General features: G+C 48.8%; 13 protein-coding genes and 1 pseudogene. 3 read left to right on the top strand and 11 right to left on the bottom strand.

Annotated elements, in window-relative coordinates; translation table 11 throughout:
- Positions 1-27: 27 nt before the first annotated feature.
- A complete protein-coding gene (locus tag B5E82_RS04635; protein ID WP_087306271.1) occupies positions 28-777 on the top strand; it encodes a tRNA lysidine(34) synthetase in 750 nt (249 codons plus the stop codon).
- 151 nt (positions 778-928) lie between these two features.
- Here B5E82_RS04635 and carB read toward each other — a convergent pair whose 3' ends face one another.
- The 7 genes from carB to B5E82_RS04600 all read right to left on the bottom strand — a co-directional run bounded on the left by carB (position 929) and on the right by B5E82_RS04600 (position 8,608).
- The gene (gene carB / locus B5E82_RS04630; RefSeq protein ID WP_087306270.1) at positions 929-4,156 is read right to left on the bottom strand and encodes a carbamoyl-phosphate synthase large subunit; all 3,228 of its coding nucleotides are present in this window, start codon (positions 4,154-4,156) and stop codon (positions 929-931) included.
- Positions 4,153-4,614, bottom strand: a complete 462-nt coding sequence (gene dtd, locus B5E82_RS04625) for a D-aminoacyl-tRNA deacylase (RefSeq protein WP_087306268.1) — start codon at positions 4,612-4,614, stop codon at positions 4,153-4,155. The genes carB and dtd overlap by 4 nt, the downstream gene beginning before the upstream one ends.
- A gap of 21 nt (positions 4,615-4,635) precedes the next feature.
- Positions 4,636-5,274 carry a cytidylate kinase-like family protein gene (locus B5E82_RS04620; RefSeq protein WP_087306267.1) on the bottom strand — a complete coding sequence of 213 codons (639 nt, stop codon included), beginning with the start codon at positions 5,272-5,274 and terminating at the stop codon, positions 4,636-4,638.
- A gap of 140 nt (positions 5,275-5,414) precedes the next feature.
- The gene (locus B5E82_RS04615) at positions 5,415-5,936 is read right to left on the bottom strand and encodes a nitroreductase (RefSeq protein WP_087306265.1); all 522 of its coding nucleotides are present in this window, start codon (positions 5,934-5,936) and stop codon (positions 5,415-5,417) included.
- Between the two features lie 87 nt (positions 5,937-6,023).
- Positions 6,024-6,380, bottom strand: a complete 357-nt coding sequence (locus tag B5E82_RS04610) for a molecular chaperone Hsp90 (RefSeq protein ID WP_087306264.1) — start codon at positions 6,378-6,380, stop codon at positions 6,024-6,026.
- A gap of 141 nt (positions 6,381-6,521) precedes the next feature.
- The gene (locus B5E82_RS04605) at positions 6,522-7,100 is read right to left on the bottom strand and encodes a S1C family serine protease (protein WP_162610704.1); all 579 of its coding nucleotides are present in this window, start codon (positions 7,098-7,100) and stop codon (positions 6,522-6,524) included.
- Positions 7,101-7,153: 53 nt separating this feature from the next.
- On the bottom strand, positions 7,154-8,608 hold the full coding sequence (locus tag B5E82_RS04600) for a serine/threonine protein kinase (RefSeq protein ID WP_087306261.1): 1,455 nt from the start codon (positions 8,606-8,608) through the stop codon (positions 7,154-7,156).
- A gap of 236 nt (positions 8,609-8,844) precedes the next feature.
- Here B5E82_RS04600 and B5E82_RS18940 point away from each other — a divergent pair.
- Positions 8,845-9,039: pseudogene (locus B5E82_RS18940) on the top strand (IS5/IS1182 family transposase); the annotation flags it as partial.
- A gap of 215 nt (positions 9,040-9,254) precedes the next feature.
- On the opposite strand, the gene B5E82_RS04590 reads toward B5E82_RS18940, so the two are convergent.
- From B5E82_RS04590 to B5E82_RS04575, 4 genes are all read right to left on the bottom strand, one after another.
- On the bottom strand, positions 9,255-9,722 hold the full coding sequence (locus tag B5E82_RS04590; RefSeq protein WP_087306259.1) for an Hsp20/alpha crystallin family protein: 468 nt from the start codon (positions 9,720-9,722) through the stop codon (positions 9,255-9,257).
- 284 nt (positions 9,723-10,006) lie between these two features.
- Entirely contained in the window at positions 10,007-10,582 is a 576-nt protein-coding gene (locus tag B5E82_RS04585; protein WP_087306573.1) for a nitroreductase family protein, read from the bottom strand.
- A 131-nt stretch (positions 10,583-10,713) separates the two neighbouring features.
- Positions 10,714-11,472, bottom strand: a complete 759-nt coding sequence (locus tag B5E82_RS04580) for an N-acetylmuramoyl-L-alanine amidase (protein WP_087306257.1) — start codon at positions 11,470-11,472, stop codon at positions 10,714-10,716.
- A 16-nt stretch (positions 11,473-11,488) separates the two neighbouring features.
- Positions 11,489-13,090: an MBL fold metallo-hydrolase RNA specificity domain-containing protein gene (locus B5E82_RS04575; protein WP_087306255.1), complete on the bottom strand. Its 1,602-nt coding sequence runs from the start codon at positions 13,088-13,090 to the stop codon at positions 11,489-11,491.
- Between the two features lie 215 nt (positions 13,091-13,305).
- Between B5E82_RS04575 and B5E82_RS04570 the strand changes: the two genes are divergently transcribed.
- Complete coding sequence (locus tag B5E82_RS04570) at positions 13,306-14,652, top strand: hemolysin family protein (protein WP_087306253.1); 1,347 nt, start codon at positions 13,306-13,308, stop codon at positions 14,650-14,652.
- The last annotated feature ends 46 nt before the right edge of the window (positions 14,653-14,698 follow it).

Below are 14,698 nucleotides of genomic sequence, written 5' to 3'. Positions count from 1 at the left end.
TAAGAAAAAGGAAAGGAATAAAAATCAATGAAATTGCAGCAGCTTTTAAGTTATACACGGCGTGCCGTGGATGATTTTCATATGATAGAACCGGGAGATCGGATTGCGGTAGGCATTTCAGGTGGAAAAGACAGCCTCACCATGCTTTATGCGCTTCATGGACTGCGCCGCTTTTATCCTGCCCCTTTTGAGATAGAGGCCATTACTGTAGATCTGGGATTTCCGGATTTTGATTTAAGCCCCATCAAGGCGCTCTGCGAACAAATGGGCATACATTATACCATAGTAAAAACAGATATATACGAGGTGGTTTTTGAAATCCGCAGAGAAAGCAATCCCTGCGCGCTGTGCGCAAAGATGCGCAAAGGCGCTCTGAACCAGGCGATCAAGGAAACCGGCTGCAATAAAGTAGCCTACGCCCACCACAAAGACGACGTGGTGGAGACCATGCTTCTCTCCCTGATTTTTGAGGGACGTTTTCACTCTTTTGCTCCGGTAACATATCTGGACCGCATGGACCTGACAGTGATCCGTCCGCTGATGTATGTAGATGAAGCGGATGTCATCGGCTTTCGGAACAAATACCAGCTTCCGGTCTGTAAAAGCCCCTGCCCGGCCGACGGGCATACCAAACGGGAATATGCCAAGCAGCTGCTTCAGCAGCTCTGCCAGGAAAATCCCGGCGCCAAAGAGCGGATGTTCCGGGCTGTCGCAGATGGAATCTACAGCCCTTACAAGGACCTGGAATATGTCCGGAATCTGCGGAACCTGACATAGAGAGCATAAAAATTCTATCCGGGAATACCCGCGGACATGCCAAAAGACGCGTGCAAAATAAAAATGGAAACCGGCTCCATACTGATAGACCGGTTTCCATTTTTATTTTACGGCTTTACAGCTTCAGAAACTTATTCTGCCCCTCTATTTACTATCCCTCTTCTATCTCACTGTGAAATTCCTGCAGGGATTTTACCTCCAGTTTTCCGCCTTTTTCCCGTACTTTGCGGATGCCTTCTGTGGTGGCGATAGCGGCCGCCATGGTGGTCATATAGGGAATCTTTCCTTTCACGGCAGCCTTGCGGATATAGCTGTCGTCGAAACGGCTTTCCTTGCCGGAAGGCGTATTGACGATGAGCTGAACCTGTCCGTTTGCAATGGCGTCATATACATTGGGACGCCCCTCCTGCAGTTTCTTGATCTTTTCAGCAGGAATGCCGGCCTCACGGATCATGTCGCAGGTCCGTCCGGTCGCAAGGATCTTAAAGCCATCCTCGTAGAAACCGCGGGCCACCTGAACTACCTCCGGCTTATCCCGGTCACTTACGCTGATAAGGACGGTTCCTTCCAGCGGCAGCGGCGTCTGTGTAGCTTCTTCGGCCTTGTAGAATGCTTCTCCGAAGTTGGAAGCCAGACCGAGCACTTCACCTGTGGAACGCATCTCCGGTCCCAGAAGAGGATCTACTTCCTGGAACATATTGAAGGGGAAGACGGCTTCCTTTACACCGTAATGGTGGAACTTTTTCTCCTTCAGCTGCGGTACGGGAGATGGAGTTCCTGTCAGCTCTTCTGTGATTACCTGAGTCGCCAGCTGAACCATCTGAATATTGCAGACCTTAGATACCAGAGGCACGGTGCGGGACGCTCTGGGATTGGCTTCCAGAACGAATACTTTTCCGTCCTCGATGGCATACTGCATATTCATCAGTCCGCAGACATGCATCTCCTCTGCAATTTTCTTTGTATAATCCTTGATGGTCTTGACATTCTCCTCTGAAATATTCAGAGAAGGGAGAATGCAGGCCGAATCTCCGGAATGAACGCCTGCCAGCTCGATATGCTCCATGACAGCCGGCACAAAGGCATGGGTTCCGTCGCAGATGGCATCTGCCTCGCATTCCATAGCGTGGTGAAGGAAGCGGTCAATCAGAATCGGACGGTCCGGAGTCACGCCTACGGCAGCCTGCATGTATTCTTTCATGCTTTCCGGATCATGTACAACCTCCATGCCGCGGCCTCCCAGCACATAGGATGGGCGCACCATCACGGGGTAGCCGATCTTCTCAGCAATCTCCAGAGCTTCATCCACGTTCACTGCCATACCTGCTTCCGGCATGGGAATTTCCAGTTTTTCCATAATCGCCCGGAACCGGTCGCGGTCCTCGGCCAGATCGATGATCTCCGGACTGGTTCCCAGAATCCGAACGCCGTTCTTTTCCAGATCTGCCGCCAGATTCAGAGGTGTCTGGCCTCCAAACTGCGCAATGACTCCCACCGGCTTCTCTTTTTCATGAATGCTCAGCACATCCTCCAGAGTCAGCGGCTCGAAATACAGCTTGTCAGAGGTATCATAGTCCGTAGATACCGTCTCCGGATTGCAGTTTACGATGATAGTCTCAAAGCCCAGCTTTTTCAGGGCAATGGCCGCATGAACACAGCAGTAGTCGAATTCGATTCCCTGGCCGATTCGGTTGGGTCCGCCTCCCAGAATCATAATCTTGGGACGGTCCGTATTGACTGTGCTCTTATCCGGCGCATTGTAAGTGGAATAATAATAAGCACTGTCTTTGGTTCCGCTTACATGGACGCCTTCCCAGGCCTCTGTCACTCCTATCGCTGTTCTGGCCTTCCGAATCTCATCTTCGGATACTTCAAGGATCTGTCCCAGATAACGGTCGGAAAAGCCATCCTGTTTTGCTTTCCGCAGAGCCTCCGGAGCCGGAACACTGCCTCTGCCTTTCAGAAGCTCTTCCTCTTCTTCTACCAGCTCCCGCATCTGCTCGATGAAATACGGTTTAATCCGGGTCAGCTCATAAAGCTCTTCTGTTGTAGCGCCCTTGCGGATCGCCTCATACATGATAAACTGGCGCTCGCTGGTGGCTGTATGAAGCAGCTTCAGAAGCTCTTTTTTCGTCTTGCTGTGGAAATCCTTGGCAAACCCCAGACCATAACGTCCAATCTCCAGGCTTCGGATAGCCTTCTGGAAAGCTTCTTTATAGGTCTTGCCAATGCTCATAACCTCGCCCACGGCGCGCATCTGCGTTCCCAGCTTATCCTCCACGCCCTTGAATTTTTCAAAAGCCCAGCGGGCGAATTTGATTACTACATAGTCTCCGTCCGGTACGTATTTATCCAGTGTGCCGTACTTTCCGCAGGGAATCTCATCCAGCGTCAGTCCGGAAGCCAGCATGGCGGAAACCAGAGCGATGGGGAAACCGGTAGCCTTGGATGCCAGAGCCGAGGAACGGGAGGTACGGGGATTGATCTCGATTACAATATCCCGGTCTGTCACCGGGTCATGAGCCCACTGCACGTTCGTTCCGCCGATGACCTGAATGGCCTCCACGATTTTATAGGATTTCTCCTGCAGACGCTTCTGCACCTTTTCCGGAATCGTAAGCATGGGCGCTGAGCAGAAAGAATCGCCGGTATGTACGCCCAGAGGATCGATATTTTCGATGAAACATACGGTGATGATATTGTTTTTGCTGTCGCGGACCACCTCAAGCTCCAGCTCTTCCCAGCCCAGGATGGATTCCTCCACAAGCACCTGGCCTACGATACTTGCCTGCAGTCCTCTTGCCACAACCGTCTTCAGCTCTTCCACATTATAGACAAGGCCGCCGCCTGCGCCTCCCATGGTATAGGCGGGGCGGAGAACGACCGGATAGCCGAGTTTATCCGCGATTGCCACAGCCTCGTCCACGCTGTAGGCCACCTCGCTGCGGGCCATCTCGATGCCCAGACTGTCCATTGTGTGCTTGAACTCAATCCGGTCCTCGCCGCGCTCGATGGCATCTACCTGAACGCCAATGACCTGAACGCCATATTTGTCCAGAACGCCGGCCTTCGCCAGTTCTGAACAGAGATTAAGACCGGACTGGCCTCCCAGATTCGGAAGAAGCGCGTCTGGCCTTTCTTTCTCAATAATCTGCGTCAACCGTTCCAGATTCAGCGGCTCAATGTAAGTCACATCGGCTGTTCCCGGATCGGTCATGATCGTGGCCGGATTGGAATTTACAAGTACAATTTCATAACCCAGCTTTTTTAAAGCCTTGCAGGCCTGTGTGCCGGAATAATCAAATTCGCAGGCCTGACCGATGATAATGGGACCTGACCCGATAATCAGTACTTTGTGGATGTCCTGTTTTTTACTCATTTTTTCTTCTCCCTGTATATTTCTGAATCCAATAATATGGTAAAGGGGCCGTCATTGACCAGCTCTACCTTCATATCCGCTCCAAATTCACCCTGTTCTACCACAGGAATCTCCCGGCGGCAGGAGTCTATCATATATTCGTACAGTTCTTTAGCCTTTTCCGGATCTCCCGCATCCGTAAAGCCCGGCCGGTTGCCGTGTCTGCAGTCCGCGTACAGCGTAAACTGAGAAATCAGCAGCAGCTGACCGTCCACGTCCTTCAGCGATTTGTTAATCTTTCCGTTTTCATCCGAAAAAATGCGCAGGCCGATCATTTTCCGAACCAGACGGTCTGCGTCCTCTTTGGTGTCTTCCCGGCCTACACCCACCAGGACCAGATAGCCCTGGCCGATCTGGCCTATCACACTCCCGCGCACCGTCACCGATGCGCGGGAAACTCTCTGTATTACAAGCTTCATTTACTCTTCCTCTGCTGCCTGTCAGATCCTTTCATGCTCTCTTTCCTTATATGCCACAAATTCCCGAATCATATGGATGGAGCCGTCTATGCCCAGACTTGCTGTATTCAGGCAGAGATCATAACCTGTCGCCTCGCCCCATTTCTTATTCGTATAATAATTATAGTAGCTGGCGCGGCCCTTGTCCGTCTTCTGAATCAGATCCTTCGCCTTGGCATCCGTCACATCGTGACGGCGGGCAATCCTCGCGATCCTGGACTGCATATCCGCATAGAGATAAACGTTCACCACGTTCGGAAAATCAGCAAGCGCATAATCCGCGCAGCGTCCTACGATCACGCAGGGCCCTTCTTTTGCGATATCCTTGATTGCGTTAAACTGTGCCAGAAAGATCTTGTGGTTCAAAGGCATCTCCGCGAAAGCCGCTGTGGAATGGCCCATGGAATAAGTATCCATTACAAGAGAATACAGGAAACTGTTCGTGGGCTTTTCATCGTAGTTTTCAAAGATTTCCTGGCAGAATCCGCTGTCTTTCGCCGCGCGCTCCAGAAGCTCTTTGTCGTAGAAAGGAATCTTCAGCTCCTCCGCCAGCTTTTCTCCGATATCATGTCCGCCGCTTCCGTACTGACGGGCAATTGTTATAATTGTGTTATTTGCCATATACCTCCGTCTCCTTTCCGGTATTTCTTGTGTATATTATACAACATATCTATTCAAAAGAAAACCGGAACTTCGCAAATTATCGCAGCAATTCTGTCACAACACCCGAATACTCCGTACAGAGGAACTGTTTCTGTAAATTATCTGGCATAATATATGTAAGAAGCCTTCCTGTCTGCCGCTTTTTTCGGCTCTTTGGCAGGATATCCGAGAATACAGTGGCCGATTCCTTCATAGTCTCCCTCTATACCAAGGGACTTCAGAATCTCCTTTCCTTCTTCACTCTCGAACTCTTCCTTTGCCCTGTGAATCCAGCAGCTTCCGATGCCCAGATCCTGAGCCGCCAGCATCAGATTTTCCATCACGAGAGCGCCGTCATACACATGCGTCGGCACAGTTTTATCTGCCAGTACGATCAGCACCACAGGAGCTCCATAAAAGGGGTCCATGTCCGTCCCCATGATTTTGGCATTCATCCTGGAAAGCCTGTCTCTCAGCTCCTTATTGGTCACTGCCACAATGATTGCGGACTGTCTTCCCATTCCGCTGGGAGCCCAGGTTCCGGCTTCCACGATTTTTTGGAGCGTCTCCTCCGGAATCATATCCGGCTTGTAGCTTTTTACACTTCTTCTCTCTCTGATAGTCTGCAGCGTCTCACCCATGAAAAAGCCTCCTTCTGAATTCAAGACCTGTACCAGGCAAAATAGTTAACATAATTATTTTATGTAAATTGCGATGTTTATCTTTGCTTATGCAAGCATCTCTTCTTTTTTGGAGAGGATCGCCTCCACGGCTTTGCAGGCATCGCAGAAGCAGTTCTTTGCTCCAGCTGCTTTTGCCTTCCGGCCCTCTTCCGCTACATTCTTTGCGTTGTCACCGAAGATTTTCTGACCCATCTCAGATTCGGCAAGACCGATCAGAGCATCGATGGAAACCAGGTCTTCCTCAAGCTCTGCAAGATATTTTTCTGTTTCTTCTTTTTCTTTGTCTGTTCCGACAGCCGCAAGCCAGTTCTGCGCCGCTTCCTTCGCTTCTTTGCAGCAGCTGGGAGCCGCAATCAGGGCATTCGTCTTTTCTGTTACAAAATCCAGAATCTGTTTATCCATTTCAAGTCTCTCCCTTTCTCTTAGATTTCTGAAAGAAAATATCCTGCAGAAATTTACAGAAAGATTCCTGCAGACGTTCCTCAGACTGGGTTTATTATAGCATAATCAGGGCAGATTTGGAAATGAAAACTTCTCTCTAATTCAAGGTAAATTATTGACAATGCTGTATAAGTCATCTACTGGTATCGCGCAGCTGGTGCTATCTTCTGCTGTCTCTGAATATCTGGCAGAAATGATACCTGTCAGTTGGCCGGACATATTTAACAGAGCTCCTCCAGCGTTTCCGGGAATAACAGCTGCGTCTGTCTGGATCAGTGTATTAGGAAAGCCGTCGACAGGCATTGAACAATTTAACATTTTTATTTTTCCGGTTGTCATAAACTGTCCATTTCCGAGCTCACTGCCGACAGCCACAACCTGTTCATCTATCTGAAGATCCGCAGAACTACCTGGTTGGATGAGTGAAATATGAGAAGCAGTATCTGATGACAAGTCTGAAAGACTTACACCAATCACAGCTATATCGTGCTCCAAATCTGTACCTTTTATGAAAGCCTCTGCAGTGGTCCCGTCATCAAAACCAACACTTAATGTCTGAGCGCCATCTATCGTATGATTACTTGTGACAATAAGAATCTCATCCTCTGTCTGAGCCAATATAACGCCAGAACTACAGTTTTGATTCTCATACATTAGCCCCTGTCCAAACCAGGTCGCCATTTCCTGAGCGCTCTGATGACTGACAGCTACCAGCGACGGCATGACCTTTTCTATCATCTCTGATACAGAAGTTCAAGCGGAACTGTACCGGAAATAACGGCTATCGTACTATCTACTTTTTCGATTTTAAATAAAGTTCTGTGAGAACGTTCTGTCTGAATTTTCATCTGAGCCGACTCGTTATCTGTTTGCAATTCACACAGTTCCATCAGAGACGACGGGATTTCCAGCTCAAAAGACTGATCGTCAATGGAAAATGAAAGCTGTTCCATCGCACCCACAGAATGCTTTTCATTCAAAAATATGACAGTGCAGAGTATCATTATCACTGCGGCAGCTCCTGCCAGCAGTTTTACAGACAGCAAATGAGATTTTGGAGCGTTTGCCTGTGCCGATTCCGTTCCCATCTCTGCTGCCTTATTTTCCGGCAGTTCATCTTCCGAACCGTTTGGGAGAGACATCATATCTTCTTTGGTACCTTTCAGGCTGTTCTCAGCCTGCAGTGATGGCTTTTGCGCTTCTGCAAAGAGGGACATGTCTGTCTGCGGGTACAGTTCTGCCAGCAATTCCTCTATGGAACTCCAGCGGTCCTCCGGATTCAGCTTCATTCCTTTTTCAATGACATGCGAAAAAGAGCTCGCCACTTGAATCCCCGGCAGCTGCTCCAGAGGTATCAACTCATCTTTCTGCTTTCTGTCTGACGCATTCTGAGGTCTGATTCCGCTGACCATCTGATAGAGCACGGCGCAGCAAGCATAGATATCCGTCCAGGGCCCCTGACGGCCATCCGCGCGGTACTGTTCTTCCGGCGCATAACCCTGCTTCAGAATCACGGTAAGATTCTCCTCTCCCAGTGAAGAATATTCCCTGGCCGCCCCGAAATCAATAAGCGTCAGCGAGCCGTCCGGACTTAAAATCAGATTCTCCGGGCTGATATCCCGATGCAGAATTCCCCGCTTATGAAGCTTTTCCACCGCTTCCAGAACAGGGCGCATCAGCATCAGGGTTTCTTCCTGTCCATAAAGCGCCCCTGTTTCCCTCATATAACGCATCAAACTGACCCCGGATACATAATCCATGACCAGATAGCAGGTCCCATTTTCCTCTAAGAAATCTCGAAATCCTACAATGCCATCTATGTCGTGGGCTTTCGAAAGAGCATTGCCTTCCTTTCTGAAACCGCGCAGTGCTTCCCGAAAACCGCGTTCCCACTCCGGAGACGCTGGTAATACCTGTTCTCCTTCTCTTTTTGCCATTTCAGCCGGGAAAAACTCTTTTACAGCCACCGGCGTTTCTTTCACCAAATCCATTGCTATGTAGATGAGTCCGAAGCCGCCTGCTCCAATCCCGCGGCCGAGCAGATATCGTCCTCCTATAATTGAAAAGGCAGGGATAAGCCTTAAGTCCATGTCAGTCTTTTCCCATGTAAAGCCACAGTGTGGACAGGGTTTTTCTGCGTCCTCCCATTTTCCCATGCAGCCGGGGCACAAATGATTTACGTCAAACATATCTGGCAACTCCTTTCATTCTACTCCATTTTTTCATTATGCCATTGGAGCCATCTAAAATGAAGAGAATCCCACAAAACAACTGTGCGGGAAAATGCCGGAAATCCTGTCACACTTTGGAGCACAGTCAAAAATGGGAGATGCGAAACTTCATGCGGTATTTATGATTTTTTTATCAGCTCCCTTTATTTTATGAAGGTATCTGGCCCTGTTCAGGTATTTGGATCAAAAAAGGGAATCTTACTTATCAGATGGTCCGCCGTCTGGAGAAAAGCGGTGAGCTGTCAAAAGAAACCGTATTCATTGATGGGACGAAGCTGGAAGCCTGTTTCAATAAATATACCTTTGTCTGGAAGAAATCCGTAGGAAAATGGGAAGCAAAGATGTATGGGCGGATTCAGGAAGCAGTCCGTCTCCTGAACCAGGAGCATGCCAAGATCCAAAATGGACGGACAGGAAGCCATCTGTTTGAAGTAAAAGCGCATAGAAAAAGCGGAAATCAGAAAGGTCTTATTAAAGTACAGCAAAAATCCGGTGTCCTACTCTGAAAACAGAGAAGGCACCGGATTTTTGAATGTAACGAGCGGCACTTCCGCTCAATCATCCGTCATTGATGAAAAGGCCTCTTAATTTATCTGCACTTTCCTTACTCAATCGTAATATATTTCGACTCTTCCACTTCCGGTTTCGCTTCCTTCTTCGGAATCGTCAGCTTCAGGATACCATGCTTAAACTCGCCCTTGATATCCTCCTGCTTTACGGCGTCACCCACATAGAAACTCCTCTGGCAGGCTCCTGCATAACGCTCTCTGCGGATATACTTCTCGCTCTTCTTATCCTGTTCATCTTTGTCCAGGCCTCTTGCGGCGCTGATGGTCAGATATCCGTTCTCCAGGGATACCTTTATCTCATCCTTCTGGAATCCCGGCAGATCCATCTCAAGCTCATAAGCTGTATCCGTCTCCTTAATATCTGTCTTCATCATATTTTTGCCTCTGCGGCCATACAGCTTTTTCTCGATCTTCTTCATATCGCGATCGTCCCAGAACGGGAAATTAAACATATCATCAAAATCATCAAAGAAATCTTTTCCAAATACACTCGGTGTTAACATATTTATCGCTCCTTTTATCTGAATCCATTGGTTTTTGTTTTTATCTGGAGGTTCTGGTTCCGGGTTCCTATCGGTTCCTTTTCCTTTCCCTCTTGACAATACATATCATAGTCCTTTTTGTTAGCACTGTCAATGAACGAGTGCTAAAATGTATTAAGGAATTATAAATTAATTATAAAAGAAAAATTAAATATATAATATCAATTGTTCCTTTAATATAATCTGACAATTCATTTCCAATTTTTTGATAAAAGGCAGAAAAATTCCCCTGTTGATACATGTTCTTACAGAATGATATCCTCCAGCCTGCGCTTGGGTACATAATGAACATCGTTTTCATCCCGGTAATAAGCTGTACTTCCGTCTGCGCCCACCTCAGTGAGAATGACTTTTTCAGCCGGTTTTCCAAGGGCCACCACAAGATTCGGTTCTATTCCTTCCGAAAGGCCCAAAAGACTTTTCAGCTCCGGCTTCCGGAAGCTTCCGATCATGCAGCCCCCAAGTCCTTTTTCTACGGCCGCCAGAAGAATCGTCTGGGCCGCGATTCCCACATCACGCTGAAACCGCGTGGTATTGGCGCTGATATTCATATCCTGACAGATAATGATAAAAGCAGAAGGACCCATTCCGGAATGAGGAAGCTGCGTGTCTTTCAGCGCGCGGGCCCACATGGTCAGAGGCAGAATTTGTTCCACTTCTTCTTTCTCAAAGGCAATGTAGTATTTCAGCGGCTGTTCGTTGACGCTGGAAGCGGTGTATCTTGTCAAGTCCACAAGCTCCAGAAGTTCCTCCCGGCTGAACCGGAAGCTTTCGTCAAAACCGCGGTAACTTCTGTTTTTCATTACCAGCTCCTTTAACATATCTCTTTCATTCCCCTTTCTTCTTTTCTTCACTTCTTTCTGAAAAGCAGGATGTCCGGGGATGCATGCTCCCCGGACACTCCATTGTATCACATGATCAGACCATATAGTATCAGATAAACCGGCTGCTGTTATCCTCTGTCAAGGCTTGCAAGGATTCCATATGCGATTCCCTTGGCTACGTCATTCTGGTAGCTGTCCTCCGCCAGGCTTCCCGCGTCTGTATCGCTGCTGAGGTAGCCGGGCTGTACCAGAACTGCCGGCATCTCCGTATCATTCAAAATTGTATAGCTGCCGGCTGATACGCCGCCGTCTGCCGCGCCCGTCTCTGCGGTAAGATCCGTCTGGATATTCTCAGCCAGAGCTTTGCTCTGCTTATCTCCCTGACGGAAGCAGGTCACTGCCCCTGACAGGGAAGCATCTGTCTCTGAGTAATTGCAGTGCACGCTCACCAGAAGATCCGCGCCTGATTCGTTTGCAAGAGCCGCTCTTTCTTCCTTGGAAAGGCGGGTATCATCCTCTCTTGTGAGAACCACCTGATATCCCTGGCTCTCCAGCATGATTTTCAGCTTGGAGCAGATCTTCAGATCTATCTCCTTTTCAACGGCTTCTCCGCTGCTCATTCCGGTGTCTTCTCCACCATGTCCCGGGTCCAGGGCAATGACAAAAGTCTCCCCTTTCGCGGAAATATCTGAAGACCCAAGGCCCACCAGCCGGATTACCTGGTAAATGGAAAACGCCAGAATCACGACGCATACGGCAATTGCCGCGCCAATCAGAATCTTTTTCCGTCTTTTTCTTCGCTGAAGTTCTTTCTGCCTCCTTTTTTTCATTTCCATTTTCCGGCGGCGCTGCGCCGGAGTCAGATGCTGTTTTTCATTTGTGTCCATCCTTTTTTATCCCCCGTTATTTTTCCCATTTATCGCAAAGCGCCTGAATCTGATCCGCGAATTTTGCCAGATCCTTATTGGCAAAGCCTTTGCTCTTTTCTATCAGGCTCATCAGACGCTTTCCGCAGTCTACAAGCCTGTCATAGACCGTTGAGGTCTGTTTTGCCGCTTTCGCGCGCTTCACGACGCGCTCCCGGCTGCCTTCCGCAACGCGGACGTTCGAAACCAGGTCCCAGCTTTCTCCGCTGTAAGGCGCCGCCGTGCTGTAGCCATGCTCGCTGCGCAAACATTCCGCAAAGCTGTCACAGACCTGATCCTCGCCGTGGACGATAAAGACCCGTCTGGGTTTTGTCCGGAGCCCGTCTATCCATTGAATCAGTCCCTGTTTGTCCGCGTGTCCGCTGATGCCTGCCAGCGTCTCTATTCGAGCCCGGACTTCCACCGGCTCGCCGAAAAGCTTTACTTCCTCCGCGCCTTCCACCAGAGACCGTCCAAGAGTGCCCACTGCCTGGTAACCTACAAACAAGATGGTGCATTCCGGACGCCAGAGGTTATGTTTCAGATGATGGCGGATGCGGCCCGCTTCACACATGCCGGAAGCGGAAATGATCACCTTCGGATCTTCCTCAAAATTGATGGCTTTGGATTCATCACTGGTAATCGAGAGCCGGAGTCCCGGAAAGCTGATGGGATTGACGCCGGCCTTTACCAGAGCAAGCGTCTCCTCGTCGAAACACTCATACATGTTTTTGTTGAAAACTGTGGTGGCCTGTACTGCCAGCGGGCTGTCCACATAGACATGAAAATCTCCGTGTCCGCTGACCAGTCCTCTGCTTTTGATCTCCCGGAGAAAATACAGCATTTCCTGGGTACGTCCTACGGCAAAGGAAGGAATCACCACATTGCCGCCCCGGTCGAAGGTTTCCTGAAGGACCTTTGTCAGGGCGCTGATATAATCCGGCCGTTCCCCATGGCTTCTGTCTCCGTAAGTGGATTCCATAATAACATAATCTGCCATGTCTACCGTGCGCGGGTCCTTCAGAATTGGCTGATGGATATTTCCGATGTCTCCGGAAAAGAGCAGCTTGCTCTCCTCCCGGCCTTCCTTCAGCCAGATTTCAATGCAGGCAGAGCCGAGCAGATGCCCCACATCTGTGAAGCGGATTTCGATCCCGTCCGTTATCTGGATGCGTTCTCCGTAAGGACAGCCGCAGAAAAGCTTCATGACTCCGTCCGCGTCCTCCATGGTGTAGAGCGGCACATATTCCGGTTTTCCGGCTCTTTTGGCTTTCCGGTTGCGCCATTCCGCCTCAAACATCTGAATGTGGGCACTGTCGCGGAGCATAATCTCGCAGAGATCCCAGGTGGCGTAAGTGGTGAAAACCGCTCCGCGGAAGCCTCTTTTATAGAGCAGAGGCAGAAGACCGGAATGATCAATGTGCGCGTGAGTCAGAAATACATAGTCGATATGAGCGGCATCTACGGGGATATCCTGATTTTCATAGATATCAGGCCCCTGCTCCATGCCGCAGTCTATCAGCATGATTCTGCCGCAGGCTTCCAGCATATGACAGCTTCCCGTGACCTCATGGGCCGCGCCAAGAAACGTCAGCTTCATTGTCTCATCTCCTTATGTTGTTGTATGAAATTTTTCTTTGTCCGGCACATGGCCGGCTTTCGTTTACTATCTTACCGATATTATACCGTCTGGCAGTATAAAAAACAACAAATTCAAGAAAAATTAAAATTTTCTTGAGCAATGTGAAAATATGTGCTAAAATTGAAAACGTTATATATATTTTTATTTTCTTTATTTTAGGAGGTTTTATTTCTATGGATTCTGACCCTGACAATTTATGGCTGCAGTTACTATTGCTTGTATTTCTGACGGCATTGAATGCTTTTTTTGCCGGCGCGGAGATGGCGCTTGTATCCGCCAGCCCCAGCAAGTTGTCGCAAAAAGCCGAGGAGGGCAACAAAAAGGCTGCCCAGGTCCTGGAGCTTTTAAAAGAACCCTCACGTTTTCTTTCTACGATACAGATCGTGATTACATTGGCAGGATTTTTCAACAGTGCTTCTGCCGCTACCGGTATTTCCAGAAGACTGGAAGCTGTATTGGTGAACTTACATATCCCCAACAGCGACACCCTGTCCGTAGTTGTGATCACTCTGATTCTTTCCTATTTTACCCTGGTATTAGGAGAGCTGGTGCCAAAGCGTATCGCTCAGCAGAAGGCGGAATCCTTCAGCATGTTTGTAGTAGGCCCGATTCGGGTTTTTTCAAAAATCACATCGCCGTTCGTAAAACTGCTTTCTGTATCTACCGGACTGGTGCTTCGTCTGGTGGGAATGCATGATGAGGTATCGGAAGAGAAAGTATCGGAAGCAGAGATCCGCGCCCTGATCGAAAATGGCGTGGAGTCCGGTTTGTTTGACGAATATGAATCGGAGATGCTTGACTCTGTATTTGAGTTTGACGATATTCTGGCAAGGGAAGTCATGACTTCCCGTACGGATGTCTATGCCATCGATGTGGACGAACCGCTCTCTTCCTATCTGGATGAGATGCTGGCTACACGTCATTCCAGGATTCCGGTATACGAGGAAGATATTGATAATATTATCGGTATTCTGTATATGAAAGATTTTATTCTGGAGGCAAGGCGCTGCGGTTTTGAACATGTGGATATTCGTTCTCTGCTCCATAAGCCATATTTTGTACTGGAAAGCAAAAATATTGACGAACTGTTCAAGGAGCTTCAGGACTCCCATCAGTATATTGCCGTACTGATAGACGAATACGGCGGATTCTCCGGAATCGTAACCATCGAAGACCTGGTGGAAGAGGTTATGGGTCCCATCGATGACACAGGAGATGACGATGATGAACCGAAGATTGAGGAGATCGACGATCATACCTGGCTGCTCAAAGGTCTGGTAACTATCAACGATCTGAATGATGAGCTGGATACCGAACTGGAATCTGAAAGCCACGATACCATATCGGGACTTCTTCTGGATGAGCTTGGATACATTCCGGAAGAGAATGATCTTCAGACTGTAGAGCTCGACGGACTCCGTTTCGAGATACAGAAGATTCAGGACAAGCGGATCGAGCAGATTCTGGTAACAAAGCTTCCAGAAGAGGACAGCTCCGAGGAAGAAAAGAAAGATGCCTGAGTCCGGCTGACCGGAAGACAGACATAAAAACCAGATAACGAAAATC

The organism is Lachnoclostridium sp. An138, from assembly GCF_002160765.1.
GTDB lineage: Bacteria > Bacillota > Clostridia > Lachnospirales > Lachnospiraceae > Laedolimicola > Laedolimicola faecalis.
The sequence above is the reverse complement of the archived record's forward strand: the minus strand, read 5'-3'. Positions and strand labels throughout refer to the sequence as shown.

Coding starts and splice junctions, on each gene's coding strand:
- dtd (WP_087306268.1), bottom strand. CDS start 4,614: ATGAAGCTTGTAATACAGAGAGTTTCCCGCGCATCGGTGACGGTGCGC.
- carB (WP_087306270.1), bottom strand. CDS start 4,156: ATGAGTAAAAAACAGGACATCCACAAAGTACTGATTATCGGGTCAGGT.
- B5E82_RS04610 (WP_087306264.1), bottom strand. CDS start 6,380: ATGGATAAACAGATTCTGGATTTTGTAACAGAAAAGACGAATGCCCTG.
- B5E82_RS04615 (WP_087306265.1), bottom strand. CDS start 5,936: ATGGGTGAGACGCTGCAGACTATCAGAGAGAGAAGAAGTGTAAAAAGC.
- B5E82_RS04580 (WP_087306257.1), bottom strand. CDS start 11,472: ATGGACACAAATGAAAAACAGCATCTGACTCCGGCGCAGCGCCGCCGG.
- B5E82_RS04605 (WP_162610704.1), bottom strand. CDS start 7,100: ATGGCGACCTGGTTTGGACAGGGGCTAATGTATGAGAATCAAAACTGT.
- B5E82_RS04635 (WP_087306271.1), top strand. CDS start 28: ATGAAATTGCAGCAGCTTTTAAGTTATACACGGCGTGCCGTGGATGAT.
- B5E82_RS04570 (WP_087306253.1), top strand. CDS start 13,306: ATGGATTCTGACCCTGACAATTTATGGCTGCAGTTACTATTGCTTGTA.
- B5E82_RS04585 (WP_087306573.1), bottom strand. CDS start 10,582: ATGTTAAAGGAGCTGGTAATGAAAAACAGAAGTTACCGCGGTTTTGAC.
- B5E82_RS04600 (WP_087306261.1), bottom strand. CDS start 8,608: ATGTTTGACGTAAATCATTTGTGCCCCGGCTGCATGGGAAAATGGGAG.
- B5E82_RS04575 (WP_087306255.1), bottom strand. CDS start 13,090: ATGAAGCTGACGTTTCTTGGCGCGGCCCATGAGGTCACGGGAAGCTGT.
- B5E82_RS04620 (WP_087306267.1), bottom strand. CDS start 5,274: ATGGCAAATAACACAATTATAACAATTGCCCGTCAGTACGGAAGCGGC.
- B5E82_RS04590 (WP_087306259.1), bottom strand. CDS start 9,722: ATGTTAACACCGAGTGTATTTGGAAAAGATTTCTTTGATGATTTTGAT.